Here is an 18,291-nt window from a genome sequence, read left to right as displayed (position 1 = left end):
GGCCTCAGAGTCCAAAACGCTCTGCGAGCCACGGCAGCTGGTCTTCAAATGCTGCCTTCCAGACTTTCCAGCTGTGTCCCCCCGGGTATGAGCGTGTTTCAACCGTCATTCCCGAGGCCTTGGCCGCTTCATCGACCTCAATCAGTCCCTCTTTAAACGATGTATCGTCGCTCCCCCAGGAAATAATCCCCGCCGTAGCGTCATAGCGACGTGTTTTCATCACCTGCACTGGGTCATTCGCCGCGTAGAGTTCGCGACTTCCGTCAAAACCTTCAGAAATGGTTCGTTCTTCATTACCCAGCTGGGGGTGGGCCTCGCCCGACATATCAAGGAAACTGCGGTATGTCTGCGGAGCGCGTGTGGCTACTTGAAGAGCACAGGTTCCGCCAGAGGACAATCCGGCAATTGCCCATTGACCGGCGTCTGTTGAAACAGGGAAATTCTCCCGCAGCCACTTCGGGACATCCACTTCCAGGTAGCTTGCGACTTTCCCATGAGAGGTATCCGAGCACAGGGGATTCGCTGTCTGACTTCCAAAGGCATCGACAACCGCGACGATTGGAGCACGCCCCCCTCTACTTGCGGCGAACTGCTCCATGGTTTGAGGAAGCTTACCCAAGACCAACCAATCTTGGGGAGTGCCAGGTTGGCCAGTGAGCAGAGTAATCACAGGAAGAGTTGCCTGCGGATCGGCAAAATAGGACGGCGGGAGATACACGAGGGCCTGGCGTGGCTTGAACACTGAATCTGAAGAAGGAATATCAACACGGACCACCGCTCCCTCCGCGACGCGTGCGCTTCGCGCTTCTTCATCGGGATTCTTCAATTCGTCCCAGGAAATGGTGCGCACTCCCCCGCCCACGACCTCGGCCATGGTCGGATAGGCCTCGAAGTGGTAATTGATTCCCAAAGCTGCGCCGGCAGCGATCAGTAACCACGCGCACAGTGCAGCACAGAAACGACGCAACCATTGCTTGCGTCTGGTCAAGCCAGCAAAAACCATCACTGCAGCAACTAAAGCCGGCGATGCCCACAGCCATGTCACTCGCCCCAGTCCTTCTGCGACGGGATGCCATACATGCTCGACAAGTTGGTGGACGACAACGACAAGGATGATGCCCACGACAACACTCATCGAACGCGCCTTGATCGACAGTGGACGCATGACTTTCAGCCAGATCCAGACAAGGCTAGCCGCGATCAGTGCTGCGGCAACGAAGGGAATCCAGACACGCAGGAGTGGGACATAGTGAAGGATGCTAATCACGAGAAACCAGCTTTGCAGCCAAGGAGACGGCACTTGCTGCACTCATTCCAGGCAGATACGCGTGAGCAATTGCCAATCCGACAGCGGGAGCCTGCGCGATATCGGGAATCGCGAGGTACAGGGGAACAAAACGAACTTGGAACTTTTTCTTGTAGGCAAGAAGCGAACGGAAGCCGTAAACGGGCTCCATAGCATTACCCATGACATCCAAAACCGGAGCGAATGCAAAGTGTGAATCGCGAAGGTCTTCCGGCTCTTCACACTGGCCCGACTCGGCCAGGGGCGCACCGGAGAGGGAAATGAACTGTAGTCCTTCTTCTTGCGCAAGGAGGGCAGCTTGACCGATGAGAAAATCAATGGCCAGACGGAAGCCTTGATCGTCTCGCCGCATCACGTCCAGAGTCAATCCAATGACGCTGCCCTTCGAGTGGACAGGCATCCATGACGTCACTGCGTGAATATGGTCTTCTTCATCGACCGCAAGCAAGAGACGTGTCTGCGGATCATCGAGTTCGCGCAAACCACCCAGGGTGAAGCCCATTTCAGGAAGAGCCTTCTCATCAGCCCATGCTTGGCAAATCGCCTGGATTTGCTCCTTCGAGGCCTCGTCAAGATCCGGGTAAGACGCCCACTGTGCACGGATTCCTTCACGCTTGGCATGGTTGAAGGCAGTCCTCACGTCTTGGAACTTCTTCCCCTTAAATTCGAGATCTCCCAGGTCGATAATTGCTTCTTCAGCGACCTTGACCGTTGACCAACCTAAGCGGTGCGCTTCTTTGGCCCACTCTTCATGGACTGAGTAGAGGGCGGGAATAAGAGAGGCGTCAGTCGCGAAAGTCGCAAACTCCGAAATCGCAGAGGAGATGCGTTCCTCATCGGCGCTGCACTGCGTGAGAGTTAAGGCCACACCGGATTCTTGGCGGTAGGAAACGCCGCAGGTGCGATCGGGACTAATCCACGTTGAGTTTCCTTGCCAGGTGAGCATCCATCCCAAGGAACCCGCGCCTTGCGATGTGACCAGAGACAGGAGCTCGTCTTGTTTCTCGTGGCTTACAGCAACAGGGGCCAAAAAGACCTTCAACAAGCTCACAGAACTGATGACCCACACCGCAACGGGAATCCAGACGGTTGCAGTCGCCGCCGTCACTGTCGTCGCATACAAAGGGGTGTCAAAGAGCCATTGCGCGCCCGCTGGGGCATATGCGCTCACATACGCTTCAAAAAGGTTCAGTGGTGTGGCATCAGGAACAAAGTAGTAGGGCATCGACATGCCAACAGCAAGGGCGACAATACCTCCAGCAAGGAAAGAAACAAGGGAGATGATCCCCGCGCGCTTCCAGCGAGACTTTGGCGCGCGGACTTGGAAGGCAGAGGCATTCCACGCGGTGAGCAGCATTGCTATCAACGGGAAGGCCACACCAACCAAGAGCTTCATTGTGGGAATATTGACGGCGAAATATCCCTCAGGAACTTCCTCTGCACTACCCGAAATCGATGCCAAGAAGAGGATCGTCTGGGCAACGCCGATGACACTCAGCGCGCCTTGAAGAACTATCGTTCCCACCCAAGCTCCACGGCGGCCTCGGAAGAGTCCAAAGGCGAGGACCAACTGCACGAGGAAAGGAATCGAAGCAAGAACGACAGGGGCGTAGAGCATCAGGGAGTTGCCGTAGACCTCCTTCAAACACCTCATGGGTGCCTCATTTTGCTGGCACAGGGCCCACATGTACTGCTGCTCGGCAAGCTCGGGAGAAAAAGCCGCACGATCAAAGGCCAAGAGTCCATGGCTTGTAAAAGTCCAGATGGCATTGACCGCACCGAGAGTGTAGGCGGTGATGACCAGGGGGATCACGTGGCGAACGGGATCGCCGATGCCCAGCATTGAACGATTCCTTGTCGACCAACCAATCGCAAAGCCGCCGACCAAGCAGCCGGAAACGAAAGCGAAAAGTCGGGCCAGCGAGCCTGCACTACTGCTGAAGGCGAAAAGCGCAAGGAGGATGACAAGGACACCGATGCGCGTGCGCCATGCCCACAAGCGGTTCATTTTCGCGCTGGCGGTCCCCAAAGCGGAGGTCAAGATGAGGATGGAACCGCTCACCGGGCCGCTGACCATGGGAAATGCCCAATTTAACGAGGCACTATGAGCCAGGGCAGCGCAGGCCCACAATCCCGCGAGTGATAGCGGAAGTGAAACGACGGCCGAGAGCGCCCAGACTTTTGAGCCAAGGAAGCGTTCAAGTAGTCCGCCAACGATGAGCATCATGAGGATCAGGTTGATCATGATGCCCGTTGAAGGAGCCCACAAAACAGTGGTGAAGGTGTGAAGGGGTTGCACGTGTCCGCCCTGAGCAGCAAGATCGTGCATCCACCTCGCGCGAGTCAGATGCGACGCACAGGCGGCAATCAGCATGAGAAGTGAGAGGAATACAGAGCATGGAGCGGTTCGCAGCCACTGTCCAAGGATGCGTACCAATTCGCTCCACCGGCGCGCAATGCGAGTAGAAAGCGATACGACTGTATGTTCGTCGCTCCTTGCGGATGGGCTTGAACTCACTGGAACTCCTTCGCAGGCAGAGGAACGCCCTGCTCCTCCCGAAGTCGATCTTAGAACAGTGCTCCGACAGCTCAACTCGAAGTCCCTCATTTCAGGGTTCAATCAGGGATATTTCCGGGTCAATCCCACATTGAAGAGCGCTGCGGCCAGGATTCCACGTACACTGTGTGACGGCTCAACCCGGGAGAGGAACAACATGGGATTGCGTAAGGCATTGGCTCATTTGGTCATGCGAGTGTCACGCTGGACTTTTACGCCCGGGCATCCTCTTCCCGAGCGCTGCGTCGTTTTGGGAGCACCCCACACTTCGAATTGGGATGGCTTCTACATGGTTGTTGCCATGTGGGCGCTGCAACGTCCCTTCTATTTCTTGGTGAAAAAGAACCTCACGGACGTGCCCGTGATTGGCCGTTTTGTTCAGGCAATTGGTGGGATCCCCGTCGACCGCGAAAATCCCGGCCATTTGGTGGAGCGAGTCATCGCTTTAGCTCAGTCCAGTGAAACTTTTGTCCTTGTCATTGCTCCCAAGGGCACGCGTTCTATTCGTCCCTATTGGAAATCTGGTTTTTATCGCATCGCTCAGGGTGCGAATTTGCCTGTGGTCCCCGGATTCATCGATGGCGGGCAACGCCGCTATGGCTGGGGAGCCCCTATCGAGCTCAGTGGGAATCAGAGCAAGGATATGGATGCTATCCGCGCGTTTTATGCGGGAATTATTGGGATTCATCCCGAGAAGACCTGCGTTCCTCGTCTGCGCAGTGAAGAGGCGGGGAGCTAGTTTTTAGCCGCGGTGGAGGCGGCACAATGTCATGACGAGCTTCTCCACCGCTCCTTCAGGATCCTTCGACGCCCCTTTTGTGTCTTCGTCAGCTTGAGCAATTGCAGTGATTGCCGAGGCCAAGGCAGGGTCAGGCCATGAACGCAGTTCCCTGCGTGCATGCTCGGCTTGCCACGGAGACATCCCGAGGTTCTTCCGTCCCGCGGGTGAGGAAACTTTCGCCATCGCCCGGAATTTCACTGCGATTGCCGCAACCAGTTGAGCGGGAGCGCTTCCCGTCGCATATGCGTGCCTGACCAAAGTCAGTGCCTGTGCACTGCGTCCACCCACGATTGCATCGGCAACTTCGAAGCTCGTTGCCTCGACTCGCCCGGAGTAGTAGCGGCGAACCGCATTATGAGTGATGGTCCCCTGGACGTCGCTGAGCAATTGCGCAACAGCTGCCGCGAGTGCACTGAGGTCATTTCCTAGCGCATCGACCAAGGCCTGCGCGGCCTCTGTTTCAATTTTTCGGTGTGCGTTGCGTACATCGGAGCGAACAAAGTCCAATTTATCGCGATCATTTTTCAGCGGTTCTGCCGGAATCACCGGGAATCCGGCTTTCGCAATCGCGTCGAGGAGTTTCTTTCCTCTGGCGTTGCCGCCCGGGTGACGCAGGAAGATCCATACATCGGCAGCGGGTTGGCTCAGGTATGCCTGCAGGTCGGTGGCAAGGGCATCCGTCATGTTCTCCAGGTCGGAGATGATGATCATCCGACTTTCACCGAAAAGAGAAGGCGAGGTGAGAACGTCCAGTTGGCCTGCTTGGTAGCTTCCCGCAGGAAGATCTGTCCGCTCAAGGCTGGGATCGACTTCGTGCGCGAGGCGTCGCAGCTCGCTCATCGCTCGATCTGCAAGTAAGCTTTCGCTGCCCTTGATTAAGACAACGGGAGCAAGGCAAGGGGTGACCGGTGCTGCCTGAGTCTTCGCTGCCATAGGCCACGCTCCCCTTCCGTGTCGTACTCGTCCATTCACATATGCAAGCTTTTCCCTCCTAGTGTGACACGTTCGAGGGGACTCGACGTCGTGAAGCGCCGGAGGCGATCAGCAGCGATGAGAACAACAGCGATGCCTGCGCCCACAGCAAAGATTCCAGCGGTATTTCCAAGCGAGACTCGAGCTCCGGGGAGGGAAGAAAAGAGTCTGGCGACACCTGCGATCCATGCAGTTCCCCACGAGGCAATCCACGCACAGACGAAACCAATAGGGGCGTATAGCTGCGCGCTAAGAGCGGCTGCGAAAGACGCGATGGTTACCGGAGTGACAAATGGAGAGATCAGAATTTGTGCTGGGATCGACCACAGTCCAATCCATGAATTCATGGAGATCATGACGGGGAGCGTGGCAATTTGCGCTCCAAGTGGGATCGCCAGCAATGCGCTCATTCGAGGGATCCATGCGTTTTCGGCAGCTACCCCAGCTTTTTCTCCTGCATGCGAAATCCACCGGGCGGGAACGCTCACTCCCCAGGTGGCAAGGACAGAGAGACAGAAACCCAGTGAACACGCATCGAAGGGAGAAAGCAGACAGGCCGCTATCACGACGGTACTCAGCGATGAATATATTCCTCCTTCACGGTTCAGCCACATTCCCCCAAAGGCAATGATGCTGACCCCGAAAGAGCGTAGAACCGAGGCTTGGGGACCGACCAACGCGACGAAGAGAAGAAGAACCGCCAGTTGTACGACCAATTTCCATGTCTTCTTTCGTGGCGTTAGAAGACCAATGGTCATTAACAAGATCGACATATGCGCGCCAGAGACAGCTGTGAGATGAGCGAAAGACACTGTCTTCATGTCATTGCGCATCTGGGCACTGGCTTGATGATCATCCCCTAGTGACATGCCCGGAATTAAAGCGCGCGCATGCTGCGGAAGAGAAGCGACTACTTGCTCGAGATTGCCACGAAATGCTCGCGAAAACTGTGACCATCGATCCGTTGATGGGAGATTCTCCCATTTTTTGACACGAATGGACCCGACGTTGGGAATGCTATGGGACCAGGTAAGATCTAGCCTCCCATCGAGCGCGATGACATCCCCGCGTCGAAGGTGAGTAAATCGCACTGTCTCACTGGACAGCAGGAATGTCATGGGCTGACGCCCCATGACGTACTGCGCCCTCGCGAAATAACGAGCGCGTTGCTTTTTCTTCGTTGTGTGTCCTTCATCTGGAGGAAGGCTTTCTTTCACTTCACTCACGAGCCGTGCGTGAAAACCCTGCAGATTCAGCCCATGCGCACTGATCTGCGTGCTCTCTTCTTCCCAAGCAGCAGCCCGAGTTGTTGCGAGCCAAAAACACGCTGCACCTAGGCACACAATGACGCTCATCGTGGCAGCGCATTCGCTCCACCGCAGCAGCCATGCGCGCCCAGGCAACCCCAATCCGCTGTAGGCAGTGAAGAGGATCGTCCCCGCTACGCTGCTCCAGCCAAGGACATAGCGACCGTTGAGGAATGCATAGGTTGACGACCACACTGCAAGAGCGATGGGAAGCAAGCGAATATCGACTGGCCTTCGCGTCATTGACACGCACCTTGACGAATTTTTTCAAGAATCGATGGCCCGATCCCCGGTACAGCATCAAGATCCTCAACGCCGCTGATGGGATGAGATTGGCGATAGGTGATGATTCGATTGGCAAGGGATGGCCCAACACCGTCGAGATTCTGAAGTCCAGCGGCATCGGCGCTTGCGACATCAACGCACGTTCGAGGAGCCGCTTCGTTTCCTTCTGCCTGAGAAGACTGCGCCTGCTTGAGTGAGCGCACTTTGAGCTGCTCACCATCAACAAGGACTCGCGCAAGATTGATGCTCTGTGTATCGGCGTCTTCGGTGAAACCACCAGCTTCTTCGATTGCATCCATGACTCGCGTCCCTTTGACGAGGCGGATCACTCCGGGGCGGCGCACTTCCCCCGTCACGTGGAGGACGATCTGTGGACCGATGCTATGCGAAAGATCGCTGGCGGATTCCGATGGCGCGGGCTGCGCGGAGGCGGATTCCTCAGCCAAGGCCTCGTCGATTGAAGGAGGATGAGGCGCGCTTCCTGATTTCCACGGAGCCAACACAACCCCAAGCACAGCGAAGACTCCACAAACCGCAAGCACGACCGCAGCTGTTTTCCACTGCAGTTTCCAGCGCAAAGGAGAAAGCGACGCTGGTTTGTCACGTTCTTCCTCATCAAGGCCATGCGTTTCCGTGGAGAGCACTATCTGTTGAAGGTGACGTCTTCGGCGCATCTGCGTGTCAGTGTTCATTCATGCAGTGTGCTCGCTTCTCTCCCCTCAGCGCTCCCCCGATGCGTCAATCTGTGGATGAATCGTCTGCACTCTGTTTCTGTGGATAACTTTGCCGGACGCAGGATGAGACCTTGTTGCAATCAACACGTAAAGTGTGGTTAAAATAACGCCAACATACACACCTTCTCACTCAAGGACTGTCATGCGTATCGGCTTCATCGGGACAGGTGCAATGGCTTCAGCTATTGCGCGCGGTGCCGTGGCCGCTGGCTTCAGCGGCGCGGATCTGATGTTCGCTGATCGGCACCACCAGGCCGCCGAGGACTTGGCAGATGAGTTGGGAGGCGTTGCACTCGCGTCAAACCGCCAGGTCGCCGAGCAGAGCGACCTTCTGGTCCTTGCAGTGAAACCAAATGTCCAGTCAGAGGTCATTCGCGAGATCCGCGAGAGCGTTCTTTGCGCCAAGGAACTCTGCGTCATTTCTATTGCTGCAGGTCGCACAGTCGATCAGATTTACACTGATTTCGGGGCTGCTGTTCCCCTGGTCCGCGTCATGCCTAATGTCAATGCGCAGATCGGCAAGTCGATGAGTGCCCTGTGCCCCATGGGGACAACGGATGAACAGCTCGCTGCGGCACGCAAGCTCCTCGATTCGGTCGGCCAAACGATCGTGCTGGGTGAGAAGTACTTCCCTGTTTTTACAGCGATCGCTTCTTCCTCCCCGGCATGGATCTTCCGCATGATCGATGCGATGGCCGAGGCCGGCGTAAACCACGGCCTCACGAAGGCCGATTCGACGCGCATCGTCGCCCAAGCGTTCTTGGGAAGCGCGCAACTCATGCTCAATGGCCTCGACAATGGGCAAGTACCCGCAAATCTTATTGACCGGGTCTCTTCCCCGGGCGGAACCACCATTGCTGGTCTCCTCGCCGCCCAAGACGCGGGTCTATCTTCCGCGATTGTCGCGGCGGTCGACGCTGCTGTTGAGCGCGACCATCATCTTGGCTGACGTCGTCACGAGACGCCGTCAGGATAATCCCCCGCGCCCGCGAAGATTCGTCGGAGCTTATCCATAAAGCTCACGCATTCCATCTTACTTCGCACCCGACTGAAGCTTTTGCTCCTTATCCACGTCAGTTTTAAACACACACGCAACCTCTTGGAATACACATGCTTTTGTTGAATGCAGTCGTCCTCTCGGTCATCGTCATGCTGGCGCTCAGCCTCGCCCGAGTGCACGTCGTTATCTCTCTCTTTGTGGCCTCTGTTGTCGCCGGCCTTGTCGCCGGAATGGGAATCTCTGGCACGATGGTCGCTTTCCAAACCGGCCTCGCCGGAGGCGCAAAGATTGCCCTTTCATACGCATTGCTCGGCGCTTTCGCCATGGCTGTCGCTCACTCAGGTCTGCCGGCCCTGCTTGCGCGCGCAATTGTGAACCGCATGCGCAATGCGGATGCAGCGAGCTCCGCACGAGTTGCTCGCGGCGCCAAATGGGGAATTGTCGGTGGCGTCCTCGTCATGGGTGTGATGAGCCAAAACCTGATCCCCATTCACATCGCCTTCATTCCGCTCCTTATTCCGCCGCTCATTGGCGTGATGAACGAGCTCAAGATGGACCGCCGCATGATTGCCTGTGCAATTACCTTCGGTATCGTCACTGCCTACATGTTCTTCCCCATCGGCTTCGGGCGAATCTTCCTGCACGACATTCTCTACAAGAACATCAACGACGCCGGCATGGATGTCTCTTCTGTCAACCCCATGGCAGCAATGGCAATTCCCGCGGCTTCAATGGCAATCGGTTGTGCGATCGCGCTTTTCTTCTCCTACCGTAAGCCGCGCACCTACGAGCAACGCGACTCGTCCTTCGCTTCATCCGAGGACAAGCCGATTGACATGAAGAAGGTCTGGGCCGCAGTCGCTGCTCTCGTTGTCTGCTTCGTCATTCAGACCGTGCTCACGCGAATGGATTCCGAAGCCGATCCGCTGCTCGTTGGCTCTTTGGTGGGTCTGTGCATGATGCTCTTCATGCGAGTCGTTCCCTGGCAGCAGGCCGACGATGTCTTCAGTGGCGGCATGAAGATGATGAGCCTCATCGGCTTGATCATGATTACCGCGCAGGGCTACGCCTCGGTCCTCAACGAATCGGGCCAGATTAAGCCTTTGGTTGATGGAACCGCAGCTCTTTTCAACGGTTCAAAGGTCCTCGCGGCAATCATCATGCTCCTTGTCGGCCTCGTGATCACCATGGGTATCGGCTCCTCCTTCTCGACCCTGCCGATCATCTCGGCGATTTACGTCCCTCTGTGTCTCACGCTCGGCTTCTCCCCCATGGCGACGGTGGCGATCATCGGCACAGCTGGAGCACTGGGTGACGCCGGTTCACCGGCCTCGGATTCGACGCTCGGTCCGACAGCAGGACTCAACGTCGATGGTCAGCACGACCACATGCGGGACACTGTGATCCCGACCTTCTTGCACTACAACGTTCCGCTCTTGATTGGCGGTTGGGTTGCTGCGATGGTCCTCTGAGCAGTTCACAATCTGTATTCCCGAGGCCGGGGCTGGGTGCGCGTGGCGTGCCGGCTCCGGCCTCGGCCTATGTATGGGACACAGTGAGCATCTGTTCATTTCCCCAGAACACATGAACAATTCACCAAATATGTGCACGAGCAATGAAGAGGGGATGCACAATAGAGACCATGACTCATTCTTCAACGCCTCCTGCGCTGAGCAAAAAGGAACTCGACGATCTGACTCGAGACACTCCAGCTTCGGGGCCAAAGCGCTCCATCGCGTTCCTTGCAGGAGTCGCTACCTTCGGTTCCCTGCTCTTCGGATATGACACGGGAGTCATCGCCGGCGCGCTGCCCTATATGTATATGCCTCGCAGCGCCGGAGGCCTTGCCATCAATGAATTCGAAGAAGGGCTGGTCGGCGCCTTTCTGGCCCTCGGTGCCGCGCTGGGAGCGATCGTCGGTGGCCGACTATCTGATCGCTACGGGCGCCGCCACAATATTCTCCTTTTGGCGGGAATCTTCATTCTCGGAACGCTGGGGTGTACTTTCGCTCCGAATGTCGCAATTTTGTACATTTTCCGCTTCATCTTGGGGCTTGCCGTCGGTGGCGCCTCGGCAACTGTTCCCGTTTACCTCGCAGAGTCTGCCCCAACGCGCGTCCGGGGTTCTCTGGTTGCGCTTGACCAGTTCATGATCGTCTTCGGCCAGCTTCTCGCCTATTCGATGAACGCAATCCTTTCCAGCGCACACGGCGGACCACAGGTCTTTGTTTCCGAGGACCCCTCAGGTACTTTGAGCGGCGGCCAATGGTATCCCTGGGATCAAGTCCAGCACGTAACAACCGCAGTCGTGACCAGTGGTGATGGCTTGGCATGGCGTTGGATGCTTGTACTTGCAACGATCCCGGCCGTGTGCCTATGGCTGGGAATGCGCCTCATGCCTGAGTCTGGGCGCTGGTACGCTTCCAAGGACCGCTACTACGAGGCCATCGGCGCGCTCAAGCGTATCCGCGACCCCAAGCGCGACAACCTACGTGAAGAAATCGAACAGATCGCGGCACTTCAGCATGATCAGCACGCTCAAGGACAGTGGTCACTGCGCCGTACGGTGTCGGTCAAGTGGACTCGGCGTTTACTTGTTATTGGCGTCGGTCTTGCCTGCTTTGATCAACTCACAGGTATCAATACCGCGATGTACTACCTGCCCAAGATCCTTGCCGCAGCAGGTTTCTCCGCAGCAGATTCCATTACTCTGAACGTCATTACAGGTGCTGTGGCGTGCGTAGGAGCCGGTTTTGGCCTCTATCTGGTGTCGCGTCTTGCTCGCCGTCATGTCGGTATCTACCAAGAAACTGGCGTGACTCTTTCTCTTTTTGCTTTGGCGATCGTCTTTGGCTTCGGGATCTCTCCCTACGTTCAAAGTGATGGAACAATCTCGCAATCAGTCCCGACATATCTGCCCTGGCTGGTCGTGGTTTTGGTATCACTCTTCGTCTTCGCCAAGCAGTCCGGAACCGTCAACTGGGTTTTGGTTTCGGAAATCTTTCCTTCCAAGATCCGAGGCGTGGCACAAGGTTTCGCTGTCGGCTGCGGTTGGTTGATGAATGCAGTTGTTACCTGGGTTTTCCCGGTTATGATTACGCACTTGGGAGCAACGTGGACCTACGCCGTGTTTGGTCTCATCAACGTTGTTTCCTTGTGCTTCTACATTTTCATCGTTCCCGAAACACGCGGAGTATCGCTGGAAACCTTTGAAAAGAATTTCAGCGAGAAGTACGGACGCTAAGGAGAGCGCGCTCGTGGGTGTCGTCAGCCCACTGCGCAGCTTCCCACAGGTCACGGATATGCAGGGGCTGGACGTAGGTTTCCACCCAGGTTTCACCGAACTCTTCGTCATACCAGGGATCGTGAATCAGAAGGAAGTCTCCAACACGTCCCCAAATGAGGAGCCAGTGCGGGGTATCTTCCCCGTTGAGCGGAGCAAGGTCGACTAAGGCAATGACGTGTCTGCCCGCATCCAGGGCCGAGGTGATGTCTTCTATAGACAACTCCCTTACCTGGGAGGCGACTCCCAATTCGCGTGCGCGCGCCATATGTTCGCAGTGAAGAGCGATCCGCGCCCGCTTTCCCAGCATCGTGGTTTTAGAAATTCCCACGATGGGCTCGGTGGTCGATACAAGAACTTCCACCTGTGCGCCGTGGTCCGCTAGTGCCGAGGCCAAGCCGAAGTGTCCCACTCCCCCTGAGTAGGTCGCTTGACGCCAAAGGTTGAGCTCATTGACAAAATCAGTGTGCGGGTCGCCTTCAATCTCGCCGAGCGTCATCAGGGCGCTAGCGGGACCGCAGGTGAATTCCGTCTTTTGGTGCTCGTATGCGGGGATCGCCAAATTCGTGGTTTCTGACGCGTATTCGGGATTCCACAACAGCCAACCGCTATGCGAGTAGTCTCGATCATTCTCAATGGGATGCGGGTTCCCGTTGATTGTTACCTGCTCAAAACCACTCGAGCGGAGGACATCAATAAAAACCCCTTCATCAGCCCATGAATCGGCTTTAATCAGGGGAAAATCCCGTGAACGCATGTCATCGCAGAGCTCTTCCACGATTTCACGCAAGAGAATCGCTTGCGCGTCTTCATCTACTTCTTGGGCGCCACACAGACAAGTCCATCCCGCGATGCGCAAATGTGCTGACAGTTCACGGTGAACCTCCCACACCGCCACGGGGCCGTTGATCCACAGGGTTCCATGCATTTTAGGCCCAAGGCGCGCCCAGTCTTTCGCACGCTCTTGCGAGACTCCTAGAGCAATCAGACGCTCGTAGCCATTGTCACCAGGTTCAATCGAAATCCGCGAAATATCCTTAGTCATCGTGGCCTTCTTGTCCGGGAACGGCAGCAAGAAGCGCGCGAGTGTAGTCCTGGCGCGGAGAATGCAGAATATCTTCCGTAGGCCCTTCTTCGACGATGACTCCATCTTTCATGACAATTAACCGGTCGCACATCTGGCGTGCAACTGCAAGGTCATGCGTAATGAAGAGCAAGGCGAAGCCTTCTGTGCGTTGCAGGCGAAGCAGAAGCTCCAGAACGGATGCCTGTACAGAAACATCAAGGGCGGAAACGGCCTCGTCGCAGATCAGAAGCTGGGGATGCGTTGCCAAGGCGCGTGCAATCGCCACGCGTTGACGCTCGCCGCCCGACAAACGCGCAGGGTAGCGATCCGCATAGGAAGCAGGAAGGTCAACTGATTGAAGAAGCTGCGCTACCTCACTGACCTCGCGGCCGCCCACGCGCAAGGCCTCGGCAAGGGTCGCGCCGACGCTTCGAGCAGGATTGAGAGCGGAGTAGGGATTTTGGAAGACGATGCCAATCGGCGGCGGTCCCCCGGCGCGCGTGCGACGAGGTCCTCGCTCGACACCGTTGATACTCACGCTGCCCGAATCAGCCTTTTCCAATCCAATGATCAGGCGCGCGAGCGTTGTCTTTCCCGAACCCGATTCGCCGACAATGCCCACTGATTCTTGTGGTTTTATCGCGAAAGAAACGCCATCGACAGCGACATGTCTTCCTCCGCGCCCGTGGCCGCGAAAAACCTTGACCAGGTCACGAGCTTCCACAAGCGGAGGAAGCTCAGTTTGCGCGGTGGAAGCGGGACTCTCAGGGCGAGGATTGGGACCATCAAGGCGAGGCTCGGCGGCAGCGAGCTCACGCGTATAGGGAGTTTCTGGGTGAGCGAAAACCTTTGCAACAGCGCCCGATTCGACGACGCGCCCATGGCGCATCACAACAACTTCATCCCCATACTCGCGTGCAAGAGCCAAATCGTGAGTGATAAGAACCAGCGCCATCCCCCGGCTCGAACGAAGTTCGCTCAAAAGGTCAAGGATTTCTTTTTGAGTCGTCACGTCCAAAGCGGTTGTTGGTTCGTCGGCGATAAAGACCGCAGGAGAAGAATCCAATGCAGCCGCAATGGCAACGCGTTGACGCATGCCACCGGAGAGTTCATGCGGATAGGCTCGGGCGACTCGCTCGGGAAGACCGACTTCGCGCAAACGCTCCCCGATCCGCTCGCGACGTTCACGCTGAGAAAGACGCTGCCCGGCAACAATCTGATCTCCGCATCGCTGAGTCGGCGACAAGGAAGTGAAGGGGTCTTGAGGAAGCCAGACAATGCCTTGGCCACGAAGGTCCTTGAAGGCCCGCGCGTTGCGCACGATGTCGTATTCACGTCCCTGCAGGGCGACGCGTCCTTGAGCGCGAAGAGAATGCGGGGTAAGGGCACAGATCGTGCGGGCAAGCATGGATTTGCCTGCACCAGACTCACCAACGATCACCAGGGTATGACCTGCACGCGCTTGAATCGTCACGTCATCGACGAGGCTGCGGCCATCAGCAGCCCAGACACTGATACCCGAGGCCAACAAACCCATATCGTCAGTCGTCATGAGCGCACCTCCTGCCTTTCACTCCACCAATCGCCAGCGATGTTAATTGCGGTGGCGGTAATGATGATGGCAAGACCGGGGATCACACAGGCGGCCGGATTTTGAGCGAGGATAAAACGTCCATCGGCAAGCTGGCGTCCCCAGTCTGCATCCTGAGCTCCCACGCCAAAACCAAGGTAGGACAGGCCTGAAAGAGAGACAAGAGCAAAAGCCACGTTGACAAAGAGGTTCGCCCACACGATCGGGGTGATATTGGGCAGAATGTGGATGCCCAAGATACGCGGAGAAGACAATCCCAGAACCTGTGCAGATTCAATATAGGGCTGTGGTTTCTGCTGGAGCGTCGCTGCGCGGATCATGCGGATATCTGAGGGCGCGAACAAGATGATCAAAACGCCCACGGTCACCCAGTAGGAGCCTCCAATCACGCCTGCAACGACGATCGCCAACAAGGTGACCGGCATAGAAAGCAGGATTTCGCACGAGCGAGAAACCAGTGTGTCCCACCAGCCTCCCCACCAAGCGGCAGTCATTCCAAAGAGCAAGCCCAATACCATTGAGCCGCCGGCAATGACGATGGGGCCAAGGACCGCCGATCGAGTCCCCGCAATAGTGAGAGCCAGAATATCTCGACCGACTTTATCGGTTCCAAAAATGTGGCTCACCGTCCCGGCGGGGCTCACGCCCAAGCTCACGTTCTGACCCAGCGCATTAGGAGCCAACAGCGAAGAGAAGAACACGCAGACCGCAACCAGACCCAGGATCACAAAGGAGAGGGCGACGGAACCGGGGATGGTGCGCGCGAAGTGGCCGAGGCCTCGTAAAGTCGAACGGAAACGATCAGTAGGCTGAGCGCTGCTCACGCGGCACCCCCTTCTTCGAGCTTCTGACGAGGATCGATCGCAAAAGCGGCGACATCCACAACGAAAGTAACGGCGATGATCACCACCGCGACCAAGAGAGCAATCGCCTGAACGACGGGCACATCCTTATAGGTGATGGAGTCGGCAAGGAGTTGCCCCAGTCCGGGAAGAGAAAAAGCTTCCTCGACAAGAACAGTCGAGCCGAAAAGAGTACCCAGGATCAGTCCCGCGGAAGTAATGATCGGCAGCGAGGCCGCGCGCAGGTACATGCGGGTGATGCGCCTGGAGGCCAAGCCGCGAGAGCGCGCGAAAGTCACGTAGTCCTGCTTGAGTTCTGCAATGACCGCGGCGCGCGTAATCCTCACGATCATCGCTCCAATCCCCGTTGCCAGTGCAAGCGCGGGAAGAGCAAGGTGCCAGAGGGTATCGAGGAGTCCCTCCCCCTGCCCGAAGATGGGGAACCATCCGAGCATGAGTCCGAAGACGTAGAGGAGGACAAGTCCCAGGGCGAAACCGGGAGCGGAAATGCCAACGACGCTCCATCCGACGATGGAGCGATCAACCCAGCTTCCTGCGCGGCGTGCCGCCCAGATCCCCAGGGGCACACCGACACAGATCGCAATGATAAAGGACATGAGCGTGAGGGTTGCTGTCAGACCGACGCGCCCGGCGAGGACGTCCGTGACGGGGGTCGCCGAGCGCACCGAATCGCCAAAATCGCCCGTGAGCGCGCGGCTGAGCCAGTGCCAATAACGAATCAAAAAGGGTTCGTCGAGGCCGTATTTTTGCGTAATGGCAGCACGAACCTCGGGGGTCAGGCGGCGGGTGCCAACCAAGATCTTCACCGGATCTCCCGGGACCATGTCCAAGAGGGAGAAGATGATGAAAGACAGGGCTAGCAGTACCGCCGCGAAACCCGCGAGGCGTCGAGCAAGAAAACGCACCATCACTTCGTGACGTTCAGGGACGCGGCCCAGGGGGTCATGAAGAAGTAGGACGTGTAGTTATTGGGAGTGACGGTCTTGGAGAAAGCAGTTGAAGTCTTGCCCCACCAGATCGGCGAGTAAATCGTGTTCTGCTGGGCAATGCGCTCAGCAGCGACAATTTGTTCGGCGCGCTTTTGAGGATCCGTCTCCTGGTTCGACGAGGCGATGAGACCTTGAACTTCCTCATTCACATAACGTGCGGGATTACTAGGACCGAGCAGCCAGCCGGCGATTTCAGCGGGGTCGCCGGTCGTCGAGGTGTAGCTCATGTAGTACAGGCCGTACTCACCCGTTCCCACCTTGGAAACCCACTCTTCGATGGGCTTCGAAGTCACCGTGACGTTGATTCCGATCTGCTTGAGGTTCTCCGCAATAGCGAGTGCTGCGGATCCCATTTCAGGAATCGAGGCCGGGTAGGTCAGTTCGGTGTCGAAACCGTTGGGGACCTTCGACTGAGCGAGCTCTGCTCGAGCCTGCTCCATGTTGAAGGAGTCAACGGGGAGATTGGCTTGGAGTTCACGAGCCTTATCGACGCCGATCTCGCTGCCCAACTGATCGTTGGGTTCGATTCCGGTCGCAACTTCGCCTCGGCCCTTGAGGATCGAGTCGACGATGGCCTTTCGGTCGACAGCGTGAGCGATTGCCTTACGGACGTGAATGTCATCGAAGGGAGCAACGCCTTCATCGAAGGTCAATCCCACGAAGGAACGGTCGGATTCGGTCAGGACCTTCACTCCGTTGATCGATTCAAACTGAGAAAGCTGATCTGTCGGGAGCTGAGTCGAGATGTCGATCTGACCGCTTTGCTGAGCAAGAAGACGCGAGTTTTCATCAGAGAAGAAATCAAACTCGATGGTCTGCGCGGGTGTATCTCCACCCCACCAGGTTCCGCTCTTCTCGAAAACTGCCTTCGAGTCGGGCTGGAACGAGGTTGCCTTGTAAGGGCCAGTCCCCATGATCAGGTCCTTGGAGGAACCATAGGACTGCGCGGCCTCGTAGAAGGACTTCTCAGTAATCCACAGGCCACCGTTTGCCGTCACGGTCCACCCGAAATTCTCGGCCGGAGAAGGAAGGGTAATGGTAATTTCCCACTCTCCGGTCTGCGCCGCTTCAATTCCTGCCGTCCAGTACACGGCCGAAGAAGGCGACTTTTCGGGATCCTTCGCGACGTTGATCGAGAAGAGAACATCTTCAATGGTCACGGGGTTGCCGTCTTGGAACTTCGCGTCCTGACGGATCTGGAATACCCAGGTTTTCGCATCATCCGTGTGGTAAGCCGTCGCAATTGCCGGAACCAGCTTGCCGTCCTTATCGACAGCGAGCAGACCTTCAGAGGTCACCTGTGCAACGTAGTAGTTGATAATTCCGGTTTCGTGGGCAGTATCCAGGGTCGACAAAGAACCCGGGAGACCGACCGTAATTGTCCCTGCCTTGCTCGAGGATTGCGTCGAAGAGGCATTCTTCGGCGCACAGGCTGCCAGCGAGGTACACATAAGGACAGCGGCTGAGACAAGAGCGGCTGCTTTCATGGTGATGCGTGATGCTGGCATCCAATTCTCCTTTGTTCCTTTGGCGCGCACGGACGTGCACAAATATAAC

14 protein-coding genes are annotated in these 18,291 nt (G+C 56.9%); 4 read left to right on the top strand and 10 right to left on the bottom strand.

The annotated features are described in order from the left end of the window. Positions 1-4 precede the first annotated feature (4 nt). Both HMPREF1627_RS08095 and HMPREF1627_RS08090 read right to left on the bottom strand, forming a co-directional pair. On the bottom strand, positions 5-1,267 hold the full coding sequence (locus HMPREF1627_RS08095; RefSeq protein WP_034503626.1) for an alpha/beta hydrolase: 1,263 nt from the start codon (positions 1,265-1,267) through the stop codon (positions 5-7). Next, positions 1,260-3,824 (bottom strand): bifunctional lysylphosphatidylglycerol flippase/synthetase MprF, encoded by a 2,565-nt coding sequence (locus tag HMPREF1627_RS08090; RefSeq protein WP_034502783.1) that lies wholly within the window; start codon positions 3,822-3,824, stop codon positions 1,260-1,262. Before HMPREF1627_RS08090 ends, HMPREF1627_RS08095 begins: the two co-directional genes overlap by 8 nt. 196 nt (positions 3,825-4,020) lie before the next feature. Here HMPREF1627_RS08090 and HMPREF1627_RS08085 point away from each other — a divergent pair, with 196 nt between their 5' ends. Continuing rightward, entirely contained in the window at positions 4,021-4,602 is a 582-nt protein-coding gene (locus HMPREF1627_RS08085; RefSeq protein ID WP_034502781.1) for a 1-acyl-sn-glycerol-3-phosphate acyltransferase, read from the top strand. A 3-nt stretch (positions 4,603-4,605) separates the two neighbouring features. On the opposite strand, the gene holA is transcribed toward HMPREF1627_RS08085, so the two are convergent. The 3 genes from holA to HMPREF1627_RS08070 are packed head-to-tail and all read right to left on the bottom strand — an operon-like array spanning position 4,606 to position 7,900. Beyond that, complete coding sequence (gene holA / locus HMPREF1627_RS08080) at positions 4,606-5,577, bottom strand: DNA polymerase III subunit delta (RefSeq protein ID WP_034502779.1); 972 nt, start codon at positions 5,575-5,577, stop codon at positions 4,606-4,608. A gap of 35 nt (positions 5,578-5,612) precedes the next feature. Next, positions 5,613-7,166, bottom strand: coding sequence for a ComEC/Rec2 family competence protein (locus HMPREF1627_RS08075; protein WP_034502778.1), 1,554 nt, complete (start codon positions 7,164-7,166; stop codon positions 5,613-5,615). Beyond that, positions 7,163-7,900: a ComEA family DNA-binding protein gene (locus tag HMPREF1627_RS08070; protein ID WP_052040900.1), complete on the bottom strand. Its 738-nt coding sequence runs from the start codon at positions 7,898-7,900 to the stop codon at positions 7,163-7,165. The genes HMPREF1627_RS08075 and HMPREF1627_RS08070 overlap by 4 nt, the downstream gene beginning before the upstream one ends. Positions 7,901-8,045: 145 nt before the next feature. Here HMPREF1627_RS08070 and proC point away from each other — a divergent pair, with 145 nt between their 5' ends. The 3 genes from proC to HMPREF1627_RS08055 all read left to right on the top strand — a co-directional run bounded on the left by proC (position 8,046) and on the right by HMPREF1627_RS08055 (position 12,186). Further along, positions 8,046-8,891: a pyrroline-5-carboxylate reductase gene (gene proC, locus HMPREF1627_RS08065; RefSeq protein WP_420705317.1), complete on the top strand. Its 846-nt coding sequence runs from the start codon at positions 8,046-8,048 to the stop codon at positions 8,889-8,891. A 161-nt stretch (positions 8,892-9,052) separates the two neighbouring features. Next, the gene (locus HMPREF1627_RS08060; RefSeq protein ID WP_034502776.1) at positions 9,053-10,414 is read left to right on the top strand and encodes a Na+/H+ antiporter family protein; all 1,362 of its coding nucleotides are present in this window, start codon (positions 9,053-9,055) and stop codon (positions 10,412-10,414) included. 170 nt (positions 10,415-10,584) lie between these two features. Further along, positions 10,585-12,186: an MFS transporter gene (locus tag HMPREF1627_RS08055; RefSeq protein ID WP_034502774.1), complete on the top strand. Its 1,602-nt coding sequence runs from the start codon at positions 10,585-10,587 to the stop codon at positions 12,184-12,186. Here the strand turns inward: HMPREF1627_RS08055 and HMPREF1627_RS08050 are convergent. The 5 genes from HMPREF1627_RS08050 to HMPREF1627_RS08030 are packed head-to-tail and all read right to left on the bottom strand — an operon-like array spanning position 12,164 to position 18,242. Further along, on the bottom strand, positions 12,164-13,270 hold the full coding sequence (locus tag HMPREF1627_RS08050) for a peptidase C39 family protein (protein ID WP_034502772.1): 1,107 nt from the start codon (positions 13,268-13,270) through the stop codon (positions 12,164-12,166). The genes HMPREF1627_RS08055 and HMPREF1627_RS08050 overlap by 23 nt on opposite strands. After that, a complete protein-coding gene (locus tag HMPREF1627_RS08045) occupies positions 13,263-14,843 on the bottom strand; it encodes a dipeptide ABC transporter ATP-binding protein (protein WP_034502770.1) in 1,581 nt (526 codons plus the stop codon). Before HMPREF1627_RS08045 ends, HMPREF1627_RS08050 begins: the two co-directional genes overlap by 8 nt. Then, the gene (locus HMPREF1627_RS08040) at positions 14,840-15,706 is read right to left on the bottom strand and encodes an ABC transporter permease (RefSeq protein WP_034502769.1); all 867 of its coding nucleotides are present in this window, start codon (positions 15,704-15,706) and stop codon (positions 14,840-14,842) included. Before HMPREF1627_RS08040 ends, HMPREF1627_RS08045 begins: the two co-directional genes overlap by 4 nt. Then, complete coding sequence (locus HMPREF1627_RS08035) at positions 15,703-16,653, bottom strand: ABC transporter permease (RefSeq protein ID WP_034502768.1); 951 nt, start codon at positions 16,651-16,653, stop codon at positions 15,703-15,705. The genes HMPREF1627_RS08040 and HMPREF1627_RS08035 overlap by 4 nt, the downstream gene beginning before the upstream one ends. Then, positions 16,653-18,242, bottom strand: coding sequence for an ABC transporter substrate-binding protein (locus HMPREF1627_RS08030; protein ID WP_034502766.1), 1,590 nt, complete (start codon positions 18,240-18,242; stop codon positions 16,653-16,655). Before HMPREF1627_RS08030 ends, HMPREF1627_RS08035 begins: the two co-directional genes overlap by 1 nt. Positions 18,243-18,291 lie beyond the last annotated feature (49 nt).

The organism is Actinomyces sp. S6-Spd3 (assembly GCF_000758755.1).
Classification (GTDB): Bacteria; Actinomycetota; Actinomycetes; order Actinomycetales; family Actinomycetaceae; genus Pauljensenia.
This window is presented reverse-complemented; position numbering and strand designations above follow the sequence as displayed.

Excerpts from the sequence above, each read along its gene's own strand:
- HMPREF1627_RS08085 (WP_034502781.1), top strand. The coding sequence starts at position 4,021 with ATGGGATTGCGTAAGGCATTGGCTCATTTGGTCATGCGAGTGTCACGC.
- holA (WP_034502779.1), bottom strand. The coding sequence starts at position 5,577 with ATGGCAGCGAAGACTCAGGCAGCACCGGTCACCCCTTGCCTTGCTCCC.
- HMPREF1627_RS08075 (WP_034502778.1), bottom strand. The coding sequence starts at position 7,166 with ATGACGCGAAGGCCAGTCGATATTCGCTTGCTTCCCATCGCTCTTGCA.
- HMPREF1627_RS08070 (WP_052040900.1), bottom strand. The coding sequence starts at position 7,900 with ATGAACACTGACACGCAGATGCGCCGAAGACGTCACCTTCAACAGATA.
- HMPREF1627_RS08060 (WP_034502776.1), top strand. The coding sequence starts at position 9,053 with ATGCTTTTGTTGAATGCAGTCGTCCTCTCGGTCATCGTCATGCTGGCG.
- HMPREF1627_RS08055 (WP_034502774.1), top strand. The coding sequence starts at position 10,585 with ATGACTCATTCTTCAACGCCTCCTGCGCTGAGCAAAAAGGAACTCGAC.
- HMPREF1627_RS08050 (WP_034502772.1), bottom strand. The coding sequence starts at position 13,270 with ATGACTAAGGATATTTCGCGGATTTCGATTGAACCTGGTGACAATGGC.
- HMPREF1627_RS08045 (WP_034502770.1), bottom strand. The coding sequence starts at position 14,843 with ATGACGACTGACGATATGGGTTTGTTGGCCTCGGGTATCAGTGTCTGG.
- HMPREF1627_RS08035 (WP_034502768.1), bottom strand. The coding sequence starts at position 16,653 with ATGGTGCGTTTTCTTGCTCGACGCCTCGCGGGTTTCGCGGCGGTACTG.
- HMPREF1627_RS08030 (WP_034502766.1), bottom strand. The coding sequence starts at position 18,242 with ATGCCAGCATCACGCATCACCATGAAAGCAGCCGCTCTTGTCTCAGCC.